General features: G+C 60.2%; 13 protein-coding genes. 9 read left to right on the top strand and 4 right to left on the bottom strand.

What is annotated here, in order from left to right:
- The first annotated feature begins 23 nt into the window (after window positions 1–23).
- From atpD to H6955_15330, 7 genes are all read left to right on the top strand, one after another.
- Window positions 24–1,400 (top strand): F0F1 ATP synthase subunit beta, encoded by a 1,377-nt coding sequence (gene atpD / locus H6955_15360; GenBank protein ID MCP5314934.1) that lies wholly within the window; start codon window positions 24–26, stop codon window positions 1,398–1,400.
- A gap of 34 nt (window positions 1,401–1,434) precedes the next feature.
- Window positions 1,435–1,857: a F0F1 ATP synthase subunit epsilon gene (locus H6955_15355; protein ID MCP5314933.1), complete on the top strand. Its 423-nt coding sequence runs from the start codon at window positions 1,435–1,437 to the stop codon at window positions 1,855–1,857.
- Window positions 1,858–2,025: 168 nt separating this feature from the next.
- Entirely contained in the window at window positions 2,026–2,526 is a 501-nt protein-coding gene (locus tag H6955_15350; protein MCP5314932.1) for an FKBP-type peptidyl-prolyl cis-trans isomerase, read from the top strand.
- A gap of 19 nt (window positions 2,527–2,545) precedes the next feature.
- Entirely contained in the window at window positions 2,546–3,907 is a 1,362-nt protein-coding gene (gene glmU / locus H6955_15345) for a bifunctional UDP-N-acetylglucosamine diphosphorylase/glucosamine-1-phosphate N-acetyltransferase GlmU (GenBank protein ID MCP5314931.1), read from the top strand.
- A gap of 23 nt (window positions 3,908–3,930) precedes the next feature.
- Window positions 3,931–5,757: a glutamine--fructose-6-phosphate transaminase (isomerizing) gene (glmS, locus tag H6955_15340; protein MCP5314930.1), complete on the top strand. Its 1,827-nt coding sequence runs from the start codon at window positions 3,931–3,933 to the stop codon at window positions 5,755–5,757.
- 491 nt (window positions 5,758–6,248) lie between these two features.
- Window positions 6,249–7,106: a hypothetical protein gene (locus H6955_15335; protein MCP5314929.1), complete on the top strand. Its 858-nt coding sequence runs from the start codon at window positions 6,249–6,251 to the stop codon at window positions 7,104–7,106.
- Window positions 7,107–7,261: 155 nt separating this feature from the next.
- The gene (locus H6955_15330; GenBank protein MCP5314928.1) at window positions 7,262–7,768 is read left to right on the top strand and encodes a hypothetical protein; all 507 of its coding nucleotides are present in this window, start codon (window positions 7,262–7,264) and stop codon (window positions 7,766–7,768) included.
- 780 nt (window positions 7,769–8,548) lie between these two features.
- Here the strand turns inward: H6955_15330 and H6955_15325 are convergent.
- Window positions 8,549–10,528: a UvrD-helicase domain-containing protein gene (locus tag H6955_15325; protein ID MCP5314927.1), complete on the bottom strand. Its 1,980-nt coding sequence runs from the start codon at window positions 10,526–10,528 to the stop codon at window positions 8,549–8,551.
- Between the two features lie 30 nt (window positions 10,529–10,558).
- The gene (locus H6955_15320; protein MCP5314926.1) at window positions 10,559–12,490 is read right to left on the bottom strand and encodes an AAA family ATPase; all 1,932 of its coding nucleotides are present in this window, start codon (window positions 12,488–12,490) and stop codon (window positions 10,559–10,561) included.
- A gap of 307 nt (window positions 12,491–12,797) precedes the next feature.
- Between H6955_15320 and H6955_15315 the strand changes: the two genes are divergently transcribed.
- Window positions 12,798–13,715, top strand: coding sequence for a hypothetical protein (locus tag H6955_15315; protein ID MCP5314925.1), 918 nt, complete (start codon window positions 12,798–12,800; stop codon window positions 13,713–13,715).
- Between the two features lie 328 nt (window positions 13,716–14,043).
- Here the strand turns inward: H6955_15315 and H6955_15310 are convergent, their stop codons facing one another.
- Both H6955_15310 and H6955_15305 read right to left on the bottom strand, forming a co-directional pair.
- Entirely contained in the window at window positions 14,044–14,187 is a 144-nt protein-coding gene (locus H6955_15310) for a hypothetical protein (GenBank protein ID MCP5314924.1), read from the bottom strand.
- Window positions 14,188–14,576: 389 nt separating this feature from the next.
- Complete coding sequence (locus tag H6955_15305; protein ID MCP5314923.1) at window positions 14,577–15,392, bottom strand: hypothetical protein; 816 nt, start codon at window positions 15,390–15,392, stop codon at window positions 14,577–14,579.
- A 199-nt stretch (window positions 15,393–15,591) separates the two neighbouring features.
- Here H6955_15305 and H6955_15300 point away from each other — a divergent pair, with 199 nt between their 5' ends.
- A complete protein-coding gene (locus H6955_15300; GenBank protein MCP5314922.1) occupies window positions 15,592–15,864 on the top strand; it encodes a DNA-binding protein in 273 nt (90 codons plus the stop codon).
- The last annotated feature ends 10 nt before the right edge of the window (window positions 15,865–15,874 follow it).

Below are 15,874 nucleotides of genomic sequence, written 5' to 3'. Positions count from 1 at the left end.
CAGCAGCCGAAGAGGAAACGCCAATGAGCACGGGTAATGTCGTGGAGATTATCGGCGCCGTCGTGGACGTCCAGTTCCCGCGCGGTGACATGCCGAAAGTTTACGATGCACTGAAGATCGACTCGGTCGGTTTGACGCTGGAAGTGCAGCAGCAGCTGGGTGACGGCGTCGTGCGTACCATCGCGATGGGTTCGACCGACGGACTCAAACGCGGCGTGGTGGTCACCAACACCGGTGCCGCGATATCGGTGCCGGTAGGCCAGGCCACGCTGGGCCGCATCATGGACGTGCTCGGCAACCCGGTCGACGAGGCCGGCCCGATCGCCACTGAAGAGCGCATGCCGATCCACCGTATCGCGCCGAAGCTCGAAGATCAGGCGGCCACCACCGAAGTGCTGGAGACCGGCATCAAGGTCATCGACCTGATCATGCCGATCCAGAAAGGTGGCAAGGTCGGCCTGTTCGGCGGCGCCGGCGTTGGCAAGACGGTCACGCTGATGGAGTTGATCCGAAACATCGCGGTCGAGCACTCCGGCTTCTCGGTGTTCGCCGGCGTCGGCGAACGTACCCGCGAAGGTAACGACTTCTATCACGAGATGTCCGAAGGCGGCGTCCTCGACAAGGTCGCCCTGGTCTACGGCCAGATGAACGAGCCGCCGGGTAACCGCCTGCGCGTCGCGCTCACCGGTCTGACCATGGCGGAATACTTCCGCGACGAGGGACGTGACGTGCTGATGTTCGTCGACAACATCTACCGTTACACGCTCGCCGGTACCGAGGTCTCGGCACTGCTCGGCCGTATGCCGTCCGCGGTGGGCTACCAGCCGACCCTGGCCGAGGAAATGGGTGTGCTGCAGGAACGTATCACCTCGACCAAGACCGGCTCGATCACCTCGTTCCAGGCCGTCTACGTCCCGGCCGACGACCTCACCGACCCGTCGCCGGCGACCACCTTCGCGCACCTGGATGCCACCCTGGTGTTGTCGCGCCAGGTCGCGGAACTGGGCATCTACCCGGCGGTGGACCCGCTCGATTCGACCTCGCGTATCCTCGATCCACACGTGGTCGGTACCGAGCACTACGAAGTCGCACGCGGTGTGCAGGGTGTGCTGCAGCGTTACAAGGAACTCAAGGACATCATCGCGATCCTGGGTATGGACGAGCTGTCCGAAGACGACAAGCTGGTCGTACAGCGCGCGCGCAAGATTCAGCGCTTCCTGTCGCAGCCGTTCTTCGTCGCCGAGGTGTTCACCGGCGCGCCCGGTAAGTATGTGCCCCTGAAAGAGACGATCGGCAATTTCAAGGCGATCCTGGCCGGCGAGTACGACCACCTGCCAGAGCAGGCTTTCTACATGTGCGGCAATGTCGACGAGGCCGTCGCCAAGGCAGAGAAGGCCTGATCGGTTCAGCTGGACGGATTTGGAGTAAACGCCGATGGCAATGACAATCCATGTCGACATCGTAAGTGCCGAGGGCAACCTGTTCTCAGGGCAGGGCGAGATGGTCTATGCGCCCGCGGTCATGGGTGAGATCGGTATCGCACCCCGCCACGCGCCGCTGGTCACCCAGCTCAAGCCGGGCGAGGTACGGGTCGATCCGGGCAGCGGCAAACCGCAGGAGCATTTCTATGTTTCGGGCGGGATGATCGAAGTGCAGCCGTTCAAGGTCACGGTGCTGGCCGACACCGGCATCCGCGCCGTGGACCTCGACGAGGCCGCGGCCCAGGAGGCCAAGCGGCGTGCAGAGGATGCGCTGGCGAATCAGGCGGCGGACATCGATATGGCCAAGGCCCAGGTCGAACTCGCCGAGGCGGTCGCTCAGCTGCGTGCGATCGAGCGCCTGCGCAAGACGCGTTGAGATCGCCGAACCGGTGATAAACTGAACGGCCCCGACCGGGTGAAACCGTCGGGGCCGTTTCCATTTGGCGGCGGCCGTTTTTGCGGTACGCGGGAGCGGCCGCCCAGGCACGACGCAACGCGTGAGCGCGTTATGCGGTCGCGTCGGCAGGCAGTACAGGCGGTACGCATGAGTGAAGACATCATCAAGCGGGGCAAATACGTGTCCCTGACCTACTCGATCGTCGACGAACTGGGCGCAGTGGTCGAACAGCATGACATTCCACTGGGATTCGTCTACGGCAGCGACACCGAGCTGATCGGTGACATGGAAAAGGCCGTAGCCGGCAAACGAGCCGGCGACCAGGTCGAGGTGCACGTGTCGCCCGAACAGGGATTCGGCGATCGCGATCCAAGTCTGACCTTTACCGACAAGCTGGAAAACGTGCCGCCGCAATTCCGCGAGGTCGGCGCCGAAGTCCAGATGCAGAATGACAAGGGTGAGACGCGCTCGTTTTTTGTCACCCGCATCGCCGACGGCGAGGTCACCGTGGACGGCAACCATCCGTTGGCCGGCAAGCAGCTGACCGTGCGCGTCACCATCGAAGAGGTGCGCGATGCACGTCCCGGCGAGGCGGAGATCTCCGGGATACACGCGGTCCAGATGACGGGTCCAACCAGTATCAACTGATCTCCAGGGACAAGCGCATATGCGTCTAGGCGTGGTGATACTCGCAGCCGGCCAGGGTACAAGGATGAAGTCCGACCTGCCCAAGGTACTGCACCGGCTCGCCGACCGACCGCTGCTCGGCCACGTCATCGACAGCGCGCGGACCCTGGAACCGTCGCAGATCATCGTCGTCTACGGACACGGCGGCGACCAGGTGCGTGCGGCGTTTGCCGACCAGGTCGACCTGCGCTGGGCGGAGCAGGCCGAGCAGCTCGGCACCGGACATGCGTTGCAGCAGGCGATGCCCCTGCTGGATGCCGCGGACCAGGTGCTGGTGCTGTACGGCGACGTGCCGCTCACCCGGCCGGAGACGCTGCGCGAGCTGGTCGACGCCAGTGCGCATGGATTCGGGATGCTGACCGTAGACCTGGTCGATCCGACCGGTTACGGCCGCATCGTGCGCAATGCGGGCGGTCGCGTGCAGTGCATCGTCGAACACAAGGACGCCGACGCCGAACAACGCAGCATCCGCGAGGTCAACACCGGCATCATGTGCATGCCGCACACCGCGTTGAAACGCTGGTTGGGCCGCCTGTCCAACGACAACGCGCAGGGCGAATACTATCTGACCGACGTGTTGGCGATGGCAGTCGCCGAAGGGCTGGATATCCAGGTCCGCCAGCCGACGGCTGCGGTCGAGGCCGAAGGTGTCAACAATCGTGCCCAACTCGCGGCGCTCGAGCGTGCCTTGCAGCAACGCATTGCCGAGCGGCTGATGGCCGATGGCGCCAGTCTGCGCGACCCGGCGCGGATCGACGTACGTGGCACCCTCGTGCACGGTCGCGACGTCGAGATCGACATCAACGTGGTGTTCGAAGGCCGGGTGCAGCTCGGTGACCGGGTGCGCATAGGCGCGAACTGCGTATTGCGCGATGCGGTCGTGGGTGACGATGTCGAGGTGCAGCCGAATTGTGTCATCGACCAGGCACAGATCGGGGCGCGCAGCATAGTCGGCCCTTTCGCGCGTCTGCGTCCCGGCGCCGAACTGGTCGGCGAGGCGCACGTCGGCAACTTCGTCGAGATCAAGAAATCGGTGATCGGTCGCGGCTCCAAGGTCAATCACCTGAGCTATATCGGCGACACCACGATGGGTGCCGGTGTCAACATCGGCGCCGGTACCATCACCTGCAACTACGACGGTGCGAACAAGCACCGCACCATCATCGAAGACAACGCTTTCATCGGCTCGAACAGTGCGCTGGTGGCACCGGTCACGATCGGGCGCGGCGGGACCGTTGGCGCCGGATCGGTGATCGGCAAAGATGCACCCGCCGACAAGTTGACCCTGACGCGCGCCAAGCAACTCAGCTTTGACTGGAAGCGGCCGACCAAGAAACCCTAGACCCCGAGCCAGGAGACGCTTCCATGTGCGGCATCGTAGGCGCTATCGCGCAACGCAATGTTGTTCCGATCCTGATGGAGGGGCTGCGTCGGCTCGAATACCGCGGCTACGACTCGGCAGGGATCGCGGTGCGCAGCACCGGGGCCCACCTGCAGCGTATCCGCTCGGTCGGCAAGGTCGCCGAGCTGCAGCACCTGCTCGACCAGGGCACCGTGGACGGTGCGCTCGGGATCGCCCACACCCGCTGGGCGACGCATGGAATGCCGGCCGAACGCAACGCACATCCGCACATGAGCGGCGAACAGGTCGCGATCGTGCACAACGGGATCATCGAGAACCACGCCGAGCTGCGCGCCGACCTGCAGGCGCAGGGCTTTGTGTTCAGTTCCGAGACCGACACCGAGGTGATCGCGCACCTCCTGGCCGGGCTGCTCGCCGAGGGGCGAGACATTCTCGATGCGACACGCGCCGCGATCGGTCGCCTGGTCGGCGCCTATGCGCTGGCGGTGATCAGCCCGGATGACCCGGATCACCTGGTCGTTGCGCGTGCCGGCAGCCCGTTGGTGATCGGCGTCGGCGAGGGCGAGAACTTCATCGCGTCCGATGTGTTCGCTTTGCTCCCGGTGACCCAGCGTTTCATGTTCCTCGAAGAGGGCGACCTGGCCGAGATCCGGCGCGACGGCATCCGCATCTTCGACGCGGACGGCGCCATCGTCGAACGCGAGGTCCGCACCAGTCAGCTGTCGGCTTCGAACGCCGAGAAAGGACCGTACCGGCACTACATGCTCAAGGAGATCTTCGAGCAACCGGCGGTGATCGCCGAGACGCTCGAAGGGCGCATGCACAAGGGACGCCTGCTGGAAGAGAGCTTCGGGCACGTCGCCACCCGGTTGCTGGATCGCACGCGGGCGGTGCAGATCATCGCCTGCGGGACCAGCTATCACGCCGGCATGGTCGCGCGATACTGGTTGGAGGAGATCGGGGTCCCCTGTCAGGTCGAGGTCGCCAGCGAGTTCCGTTATCGCAAGACCGTGGTGCCACCCGACACGCTGTTCGTAACGGTCTCGCAGTCCGGCGAAACCGCCGACACGCTGGCCGCGCTGCGCGCAGCCAAAAAGGCCGGCTATGTCGGCAGCCTGGTGGTGTGCAACGTGCCCGAGAGTTCGCTGGTGCGCGAATCCGACGTGGCACTGATGACCCGTGCCGGCCCCGAGATCGGCGTCGCCTCGACCAAGGCATTCACGACCCAGCTGGTCGCGCTGCGCCTGCTGACGCTCGCGCTGGCCCGCCGCCGGGGGTTCAGCAAACAACAGGAACAGGTCTGGGTGGAGGAACTGCAGGCGCTACCGCGCCAGGTCGAGGTCGTGCTGAAACTGAGCGAGGCGATCGAGCAGATGGCGCAGGCGTTCGCGGATAAGCACAACGCACTGTTCCTCGGTCGCGGAACCTTTTACCCGGTTGCGCTGGAAGGGGCGCTCAAGCTCAAGGAGATCTCGTATATCCACGCCGAGGCCTATCCGGCCGGAGAGCTCAAACACGGGCCGCTGGCATTGGTCGACGAACGTATGCCCGTGGTCTGCGCACTGCCCGACGACCCGCTGCTGGAAAAGGTGCTGTCGAACCTGCAAGAGGTGCGCGCGCGTGGCGGTGAGCTGTTCCTGTTCAGTGACAAGAAGGTCAGGATCGATCTCGATCGCTATCAGAACCTGACCCTCGACGATATCTGCGCCGGCACCGCACCGATCGTCTACACGATCCCGTTGCAGCTGTTGTCGTACCACGTCGCGGTGCTCAAGGGGACGGATGTCGACCAACCGCGCAATCTGGCGAAATCGGTGACGGTTGAGTAGGTGTTCCGCGCACCGGTGTTGTGAGGGAATAAAGTCCGTCACACTGGAATAAAGTCCGTCACGAATCAGGCAGCTAAGTTACTGATTTTCCTGAGACACGGTTTCGAGTGAAAGTCCGTCACGACACGCGCCGCCCAACTATCACGGAGGAAGGGCTTCGGCAGCTGGCGGAGCAATGCAGAAGTCAGGCTGAGGCCCTGCGAATGACCGATACTCGGAAAGAGATGCGGTTCGTGAGCCAGCCGGGCAGTGACCGCGATCAATTGGTTCCCGGACCAGCGGTAGAGAAAGCTCGGCGAACGGCAGCATCGCAACCGCCCGAGCGGCGACGACCCGACCGAGGCGGACACGAGTCGGCTTCCTGCGAAATGCTAGCTTTTTGACTCTCGATTGTCTGCTTAATGCTGTCATGGCCGACATTGACAGACCATGTCTACGTGGTTATACGAAGGGCCTGTCTAATACAATGTCAGAGGAAAAAGGAAGCAGAAATGGTGTCTGAAGATTGGGTTGCGAACCTAAACAAAGAGTTTCGCGACGCGGGCATAGATCAACGTCGTCGTCCATGGGAGGCAATTCGTCGTTATTCCGAGGAGTTCAATACGGCGGTAGATATTTCCTCTGACGTCGCCAAGACGATTTTTGAATGGTTTGAGGACCATTCAAAACCAGGTGTGCACCAAATCGGCAGCCAGTATGAAGCCGTTTATTTCTATGATTCCCAATTTTGGGTTGTATCGATCCCGGTCATGTATGGCATGGTTCAGTTAAATGCCCTTGATTGTCTTCATGAAATGCCAGATGGTATCAAGCAAGAGATGATGGCGGATCGTAAGGGGGCGTGGGAGTACGCAATCTATTGGGCTGACTGTGTGGATTATGGAATGGGCATAGATGATTTGCGAAAAACGCCAGATCTAGATCGGTTTGGCTATCAGCTACTCATGTCGGCGGATCAGGAGCTAAGGGCTGCCACATCAATACTTTCCCAACATCGTCCAGATGCTCGTGCAATCCTAAGTTGCAGAATGGCACTAGAGATATTCTTTAAGTCATACATTGCGCTGAAAATCGGTCTTACACAAAGTGAGGCAAAAGCTATTGGTCACAACCTGAACAAAGGGCTAGATAGGTTTATCGAAGTATCAGAGCTGGACAATTGGGAAAGCACAAGGCAACTTCTGTCAGTATTCCCGCAAATACATGAGCGCTACGAAGAGCAAGATGTCACAATGCAAAAACTTTGGGATGGCTACTCACTGGCGCACTCTGTAGGTGCGGTGATCGTCAGAGAGTTCACTGCCAGAAATACACTTCAGCAAGTGATGGCCTCTAACAATGCAAACTAACTCGGATCGCAATAATCGCTACACGCTTTTCGCGTTCGGCAATTTGCGGCGTTGGCGATAAAAAATTAATTGTGGAAAAGCCGTACGAATCCACACATTGGAACTACTATCTCGCACTGGAGGAAGATCTTCGGGACGTTTCCAGGTACGTAGAATTGTCCGAGGCCAACTACGGTACGTATTCAATTGAGTTTGCGCACATCATATTGGCTGCGGCATCAGAAACAGATGTTTTGCTAAAACAGATCTGTGAGCTTATCGATTCCAATCGGAAAGTTTCTGCAATCAACGGCTACAGATCGGTAATCGCAGAAAACCACAAACAGTTCTTTGAGCATGGGGCGGTTATCGAGCGGTACGGATTGTCTTTCAAACCATGGGAAAATTGGCCCGAGGAAGAAGGTCCCGAATGGTGGGTTGGCTACAATAAGGTCAAACACCACAGGTCAACGCATTTTGAAAAGGCCAACCTCCACAATGCCTTGCAGGCTGTCGCTGCATTGTTCATCACAAATCTTGAGTTCATGCTCCAACAGCGAGAGTCCTATGGCAAGAAAATGGACGTGTACTTTCCAAGTAGCATGAGGGATGTGGTTCAAGCTCTGGGCACACAAGGTCGGCTTTTTAAATTGGACGACCCATTTGCTTATTTCTACGAATAATTCGCTAACACGTAGTTCTTGTCGCCAGCTTGTCGGTTGGATGGGACGTCCGGTTGCGCCGGCCGCCGCTCAGCTGGGATTTAGCCACGGCCATTCAAAGAGGCGCTATTGCGGTGGAAGTGCGGAGTACGCACCAGCACCAAACGAAGGGGCAGCATTCAGCGCCAATGTTGTCTGGCCGCATTGGTCGGCCTTGGCGTCAGGTTCTGATGGCGGAATGGTGTCCATCGCGCCGGTGCTGTGGAGCGTCGAATCATGTTCTTGCGCCGATGGTTTGCAGTTCGCCATTGTTGGGCCACATGGGTCTTGAGAGGGAAAGGTTTGAATCTCGGCAAAGGTAACAGTGTCGGCTGCCAAGCGCGGTGCACTGTGGCGAGTCACGGAGCGGGATTCATGGCCGGCAAACCGTTCGAAGCGTTCGCCGCGTTCTCCCCTTAAAAGCCCAGCAGGCTGCTGCTGGACGAAACCGTCTGCAGACGGTGCTGCTTCGTGGTCTCATGCAAACTCTGTCGCGGGACGCGTCGCAAAAGCAATGATGGGGAAAGGGCTTCTTCAGCTGGCGCGGCGATCCAGAAGTCAGGCTGAGGCTCTGGGAATTACAGCTGCTCGGTCTGAGCTGCCGTACAGCACCCGATCCAGAATCGACAACTGTGAACGCACTTCACTGGCGGCGGGACGACATGCGGCCAGACCGGGCTCCGCATATGGCCGTGCTTGTTGTGCTTGGTCAAGCCAGTCAGCCTGACCGGCGCTCTCATTCGGCTGTCGACACGGACCTACTCATTCCTTCAACGCCGCAGCCTGGGCGACCAAGTCGACAATCTTCCACCCTTGGTCTGCGGCGGGCCCTATAAACGTCGTTGCTTCGGAGTTGCGTAGGGCCAGGCCTAGCAGTTCCCGAGGCCGGGTCACGCCTACAAAGACGTTTGTCGCGGCGGTGAGTCCCACGCCAGAAAATGGTTGGTTGGTAACGCCGAAGGCACGGGGAAGCACCGTAGTCAGGTCGATGCAATGTTCGTCTCCACGGCTGCCCTTCCAGATCTCACTCTCAACAACGAGAATGCCGTCGACGCTCTTGCCCTTGACGGAGTGGATCGAACCCAGCCGCAAAGTGAGATCTTCAAATTGAGCCTCCTTCGTAGAGCGGCGCTCCGGATCTGTAAGATCGAGCTTTTGCTCGGCGACGAAGCTGCAATAACTCGCGATGTTGTCCTCGGAGCCCAGAGGAGCAAGACTGAAGAGCGGTAGCAGTGCCTCCATGAATACCCGCCATGCGGCCTCTTCCCAGGCCGCAGTGCCCGCAAGCACATGGTCCCGCAGCAGTCGACGTATAGTGCGAGGCAGCTCGATGTCGCGATGCGCCAACGTTGCCCAGACATTGTGCACGGTGATGGGGCGGTCATTCGCCGCTTTCCATCCATAAACGCGCGCCAGTCCAGACACCCCAACGGCGAGCATCTCACAGACCTCTGCGGGCGGTTGAGTCGCTGCATGGTGGACTGCAGCCTTCTGAAACTGCCGGCAAAGTAGGTTTGCTTTTGCCCGAGACCCGCCGTCGCTGCGATATGCGGGATAATAGTCAACGAGACTTTTCGGCTGCCACGCCCCTTTCTTTCCGGGCAGGTTGTGACGCGATGCGACTGCCCAGACGTCACGCTTGCTGCAATCGCCACCCCACAGAACGCGTGCTTCTTCGGCGAAAGCTCTGAGAACTCCGCCGATCGTGGCCTCGTCGAACAGAATCATCACCCGCAACGCAGGCCGCGTGTTCAGGCCAACAATAGTCTGAGCCTTGCGCACGGTCAGTTGGCTTGCAAAACCGGCGATTTCTTCGCCGAACCTGCGGCTCGTATCGAGAGGAATGCAGCCAGGGCCTGGCGTCCAATATGCTGGGACTTTTCCGTCGTCCTCGTAGAGCGTTTGATTGCTGTCCCCGAGGCGCTGGAACGCCACTCCGTCTTGCTTGAAGACATGCTCCAGCAACCGGAGCTGATCACCATTCGTGTCCTGAGCTTCGTCGAGAATGACGAGCGGGAAGCGATCGCGGAGCCGCTCGGCGAGAGTCGGATTGTCACCGAGAGCGCGCCACGCTAGCGCGGTCATGTCTGCGTAGCGATAGAGCCCGCTCCTAACCATCGAAGCCTTCAGTTGTGCAAGTGCCTTGCCGCAGTTGGTATCAGCACCGTGTTGACGCCGTTGCCTTTGCACGATCAGGCTTTTGGGTTCGTGCGTTACATCATCGAAGGTTGGATCGAGTGTGAGCCTACCAACCCATCTGGTCACAGTCGCACTTGCCCGGCTTGCATGCTGCTTCAATGCCCAGAACGACGGATAACGTCGCAACGCTTCGGCCTCGAAGGCGTCATCGTCAATCTGGCGCACGCTCCAGCCCAGACCACGGAGATAGGGCAAGGCCAGGTACTGGTTGATGAAAGCCGTGACCGTGCCGGTAAAATGGGGATAGGACATCAGCCGCGCCGCGGTCGGGTGACGGGCGATTAGATCTTCGACCTCCGTCCGCGCAGCGTTGGTATGCGACATAACGCAGACGCCTCGCCTGCAAGTCATCCAGTTGCGCGAAAGCAGCGCGAGCTTCGCCGCCAACAGCGTCGTCTTACCATTGCCCGGCGCCGCCTGGACATCACATGGCGTGATCTTCGCCAGGAAGTCGGTCTGGCTCGGATGAGTGAAGTCGCAGCCGCCTAACTCGTCGCCAAGTTCCGCGAGCAATTCAGATGTGAGTGGCAGAATCTCGAACATGGCACTACAGCTCCACTCCTGCCGCGCTCGTCATCCCGCCGCCCCCGTCTCATCTTCTTCAGATTCCTGCTCGGTAGCAATCGCCGGCGCACCGGGGACATAGCCACCCGTCACGTAGTCGATCGCAGCCACCAGATAAGGCGGGAGCCGGTCGCGCATCTGCTCCGGCGTATCGCTGCGTGTACGCAGTATACGGGCAAGTTGCTCAGCGACCGCCGCTTTGGAGGCGTTCCCTTTGTGGACCGGTTTGTAGATCTTGACGGCAACTTCGATCACAGAAAGCCCAGCCGCTTTCCAGCCTGCATAAGTCTCGCTGGCCTTCTCCACGATCTTCGCAAGTCGCTCGGGCCTGCGGCTACTTGTCATTGCAAGCTGGATCGCTTGGTGAACGCTCTCAGCAAGTTCGGGCCGGAGTGCGAGGTCGAACTCAAGTGTCCAGCAATCAGAAATGAACGCATCGACGGGGTCCCCAACATCCCGCCGCAGCGTCTTCAGCCGCGCTGCGATCTCGTCGTGGGTAAACTCGTCCTCTGTCTTGCGGTCGCCGACGAGGCCTTTCGCCTCGGCTGGCGGGATGTCCCTGTCGGGGATCAACGCCACGGGCACTGCGATCGCGTCCCCGGCCTTCCGTTGAAGAACCCGGCTGTAACGGAACAGACCGCGATGACCCACATTGACGATCGACACGCCGTGGCGGCTGAGCGGGCGGCCAAGCTTCTCGGCGACTTCCGGCAGCAGCAAGTGCTCGCCGTCGCCCTCGACCACAATTAGCGCGCGGGCGAAGAAGAGGTTGGCCTTGGTCGCGTCGAGGAACCGACGAAGGAACTCGTAGTCGTCGGCGTCGAGCCGAGTATGGGCTGTGCTCAGCGGAAAGGTGCGGTGGCCGACGACCATCGTCATCGACTCAAGGTCGGCGCTGGCTGCGAGCTGCGGGCTATGAGTGGTGAGCAGGACCTGTACCTGTTGATACTGCTCTCCTTTCTCGGGAACTGGTCTGGCGGCGCGCGCTGCGAGCACTTCCATGAACAGCGTCTGGTGCTGGGGATGAAGGTGCGCTTCCGGTTCCTCGATTAGTAGAAAAGGCACCTGATCAGGTTGCCACTGAAGCAAAAGCAGCTCAGCCGCCATGAACAGTAGATTGTTGTATCCCAACCCGCGCTGTACGCGCTCGGTACCGGTTTTGGCGTTGAGGTAGAGCTCAAACCGTTCGAGGATCTGATCGAAAGAGCCGCCCGCGCCAAGGTCCAGTGTCGCGATAAGGTTATCACCCACGAACGACAGCTTATCGAGAAAATCGGTATTCACTCTGCTGGCGATATCGCCTACGGCTGCGTTGTCGCGGACCGCCGCGTCAGCGGCGGCAAGCGTGTCGTGAAGCGTCTTGTTGGCACCGGGCTCGGCTGGTTTGCTCTGGGGGCCCATCTGGGGCATCGCCCCAAGGATGCGAGATAGACGTGATCGGCGCCCAGCCCGCATCTCGCGCTCCGCGTCCCGCAGCGGTTTGAGATAGGTGGCCTTCAGATACTCGCGTAGTTCCCCGTCGAGCGGCAGACCTTCGCCATCGGCCCCCGCGCGGTGTTGGCTGGAGACGATGCTGCCGCCGCCGCGCGAAATCCGCCGTGCTCCCCGCATACAGACGTGCAGGCGAAGGGTCCCCTTCTCGTTGGTGCACCATTCCAGAAAACGGGCTTCCTCATCCGCACTGAGGCCGTCCAACGTGCATCGCACGACAAAGTCGCATCCCCGTGTGCCGTCGGCATCGACGTGGAAGTCGTGTTCGTCCGGCCGGACAAAGTTGTCGCCGCGTGACCAGAGGACGTATCGCGCAGCATCAATGATCGCACTTTTTCCGGCATCGTTCGGTCCCACCAGAATATTGAGACCCGGCGAGAGTTGCAGCCGCAGAGGCGCGGCTGGAGCGAAGCATCGGAAGCCGCTCGCGTAGATTTCAGAAATATACACTGTCGCCTCCCAGTGCGTTTTGTTGCCCGGCGGCGCTTTTAGCTCGCGCCGCGGCGAGGGCGTAGCATGCCATGAGCGTCCCAAACGACTTGGCCTCCTCAAGGAGGCGCCCCACGTCAACCATCTGCGCTTCAACAAACGTTCGAACCAGCGACCGGGCCATCACCCGCAATCCTATGCTACCTTCGCCAGCCTCCAGAAAACAGCTGTGGCTTTCACCGTCCACGACGTCAAGCAGGTCAATTTCTACAGCTATGATCGGGTGTGGGACCGGCAAAAATGGTGCGGGGTGAAAGGTGAACCGAAGATGAGCGACCTTTTCGACGTTGACGGCGCCAATCTCGATCACGGCTTCGAGAATATTAGGGCGGGCGAATCGCCCGTCGAGCAGCAACTTCGCGCCATGCTGCAAGAGATGTGGATGCACTACGAGCCCTATGCTGACCCTGACTTTCGTCAGGGTTTCGCACGCGATGTCGATGGACGTTTCTGGGAAATGTATCTGGGCTGCACGTTGCTCGCGGCTGGGCGGACGTTGTTACCCGCTATCGACCGTCAGCGCGAAGGCGGCCAGCCGGACTTATGCGTTATCGAAGACGATCGTCGCATATGGATCGAGGCGATCACCCCGGATGTGGGTGATCCAGGTCCTGACCAGATTGTGCGTCCTGTACCGATCAATGAGGGCGGCGGTTTTGTCGCCGCACCGACCCGTCAAGCACAGATTCGAACCTCCGGGGCGTTCTGGAACAAGGCACAGAGGATCGCCCGCTACATTGAGCAGGGCGTGATCGCTTCGGAGGACGCCCGCATCATCGCGATAAGCGGTAGCCGCTTCGGCGTCTATGTTGCCGAACAGCCCTTGCCTCTGATCATGAGGACGCTGTTCCCGATCGGTGATGCTTTTGTCACCATCGATCCTATTACCGGCGATGTGCTCCAAGAAGGTTTTTTCGACGCTCCTCATATCCTCCGCGAGGGCAATGCGATCCCGCGAACGGCTTTTGTCGTCGAGCGTTTCGCCTGCATTTCGGGTGTGATCTGGTCGCGAGTCAGCATTGGCAACCTCTCACGCGAGAGCCGACCAATCACCTATGTCCACAATCCCTTGGCGCAAGTTCCGTTGCCTATGAACTGGGGTGTATGGGACCGCGAGTTCGTGACGATTAGAGACGGTGAACGATGGGAATCCAATGATATCCTCGCCACGACGGTCGCAACGTAGGCTGCCCGCCGATGCGGTTGGATGTACATTCTTCCCAACAGGACAACAACAGACAGGCTCAGAGACCGGGAAATGCCGCACGCTTAGTGCTGCACGGGGAACACGTCTGTCAGGGTTATAGGGGCAGTGACGCGACCACCACCGGCTTCCGGTGTAGCCCCGGCCGACCTCAACGCAATGGGGTGCTATCCACGCACAAATTCAACCTCGATACTGCAGTAGTTCAGTTTACGGCCGAAGCTGCCGGTGGGAATATGCCCCGGGATTGATCGAGATGGCTGGACAGCGGGTCCGCACGGCTGCGATGCAGACGAACTGTTTGTTTCCCTCAGCAGGTATCGCCATTGGTCTGGTCTGGCCTTTCGCGCCCCTCCTTCTCGTCGCAAGGACTGCGAAATACGACCCACAATGCAGGCCCGCCCAGTCCGATCGCCACGATCAGCAACGCAATATAGGGAACGTACTCGTCCATCTGAACTCTCCAACTCGAGTTTGACGGCGAGAATGGGTCTGTTCGGGGCTACCCAAGGAATCGCCCAAGAACCCGCTGCGTGTGGGCCAAGAAGGTATCAGGGCATTCCCGACGGCGGGCGCTGCTGGTGGGCGCCAGGTACGCCTTCCAGGTGCTACTCGCCAAGGGGCGTGCCTGCCCTGCGTTGCACAGTTCTCGCGCCTCCTCCTGCGTCAGCCCTGAGGCTTCGATCAGCTGCCGCAGGGCCGCGTTGTTGTCGGTCTCCACGCTGAGTTGTGTCGGCTCCGCCATTCGTTTCACGCCCCATCAGTGTTCCAAGGTCTTCTGACTATACCGAACCCAGCACAGATGTAATCCGGCGTTGCGAGAAAATCTCATCGGCTAGGCATCTACTCTCCGGAGGCTTGTTGCCTTTCGAAAAAGCTCGCGAACATCGAATCCATTTCGTCCAGCAAGGTGCCGTACTTGTACAAGAAATCGACGTCGGCATCCGGGTAGTGCATGCGAAGTTCTTGTTGTTCCCGCTTCTGAAACTCGCGTTCGTTCACCTGTACATCCGCGAGATTTTGCCGGTCGCTCTTCAGCGGGTCGATACCGCGCCTTCCGGTGAGGTCACCCAGGCGCGGTACCTGGATCTCGAGCATCGAAAACAAGCGTTCATGCACCGGTTCCAGGTATGGCAGCTCAAAAGCCCATCGGTTCAACCACTTGCGGACCAGCCGCACATTCTCCTGTGCGGGATGCCATGGCGCCTTGTTGCAGACCTGGTACAGCAAGAGCCCAAGTGCATCCAGGTGCGGCGTCCTCACCGCGATGTCGCTGCTCAGAAAGCCCATATTCGGGAATTTGCCGACATGGGTGATTCTTGAATCAACCGCTTTGATTGGCTCTTGAACAGACGCGGCGCACCGTACTTGGACGTCGATGTTGCGAATCCCTGGGAGGCCTTTGTCGTGATGGACGTTGACCAGATCCCAGACAAAGGCGTCGTAGAGCTGTCTTGAGCCCGGATACCGGCGGTCTGCCCAGGCGACCTGGCAGGAGGGGCTGGTTTGATCTGCGAGTCCCTGTTCCCCGTTTGCATACCTCTTCCACGCACGCGACAGCGAAGAGCTCTTTGGACGGACCCCGGTTTTGGCTTCGATGTACTGCCTTTCAAGTTCGTTGAAGGTGATCCCGCCCGCGAGCTGCTGGGTGCCGTACACCCAGACGGAGGTCCGGACATATTCCGACAAGGGCTTGTTTGGGCGGCCTCGCCGTGGACGCATCTCTCAGGGCCTCGTTGGTGCCTAGGGGGTGGGTTGCGAAATTCGAAGCGCTTTCGATTTTCCAGTCAGCTTCTCGCAGGCGTCAAAGGAGATAACAATCGTCGACGAACTCTTTTTGCGCTGACCGGGACGAGATATGGCCCCCAAATCCACGACGGGTGAACCAACCAAGAAGCGGGGCAAGAAGCCGTCCGTGCGGACTCGGGAAGAGGTGCGGCGCTGGTTCAGCACCAATGGGCGCTCGATCTCGGGCTGGGCGAAGGCGCGCGGGTTCAGTCCCTCACTGACCCATGCGGTCCTGATGGGCGAGCGCAAGTGCCTGCGGGGACAGTCGCACGAGATTGCGATCGCGCTAGGGCTGAAGGAGAACGAGGAATTCGATTTCGACGACGGCGGCCCGCAGCTGTGAGGCCGGCCGA

Source organism: Chromatiaceae bacterium (genome assembly GCA_024235395.1).
Taxonomy (GTDB): Bacteria; Pseudomonadota; Gammaproteobacteria; order Chromatiales; family Chromatiaceae; genus Thiosocius.
Note: the sequence above shows the minus strand (reverse complement) of the source record. Positions and strands in the feature narration are given on the sequence as shown.

Bases quoted from the DNA above. Each gene is read 5' to 3' on its own strand.
- atpD (MCP5314934.1), top strand. From the start codon at position 24: ATGAGCACGGGTAATGTCGTGGAGATTATCGGCGCCGTCGTGGACGTC.
- H6955_15355 (MCP5314933.1), top strand. From the start codon at position 1,435: ATGGCAATGACAATCCATGTCGACATCGTAAGTGCCGAGGGCAACCTG.
- H6955_15350 (MCP5314932.1), top strand. From the start codon at position 2,026: ATGAGTGAAGACATCATCAAGCGGGGCAAATACGTGTCCCTGACCTAC.
- glmU (MCP5314931.1), top strand. From the start codon at position 2,546: ATGCGTCTAGGCGTGGTGATACTCGCAGCCGGCCAGGGTACAAGGATG.
- glmS (MCP5314930.1), top strand. From the start codon at position 3,931: ATGTGCGGCATCGTAGGCGCTATCGCGCAACGCAATGTTGTTCCGATC.
- H6955_15335 (MCP5314929.1), top strand. From the start codon at position 6,249: ATGGTGTCTGAAGATTGGGTTGCGAACCTAAACAAAGAGTTTCGCGAC.
- H6955_15325 (MCP5314927.1), bottom strand. From the start codon at position 10,528: ATGTTCGAGATTCTGCCACTCACATCTGAATTGCTCGCGGAACTTGGC.
- H6955_15315 (MCP5314925.1), top strand. From the start codon at position 12,798: ATGAGCGACCTTTTCGACGTTGACGGCGCCAATCTCGATCACGGCTTC.
- H6955_15310 (MCP5314924.1), bottom strand. From the start codon at position 14,187: ATGGACGAGTACGTTCCCTATATTGCGTTGCTGATCGTGGCGATCGGA.
- H6955_15300 (MCP5314922.1), top strand. From the start codon at position 15,592: ATGGCCCCCAAATCCACGACGGGTGAACCAACCAAGAAGCGGGGCAAG.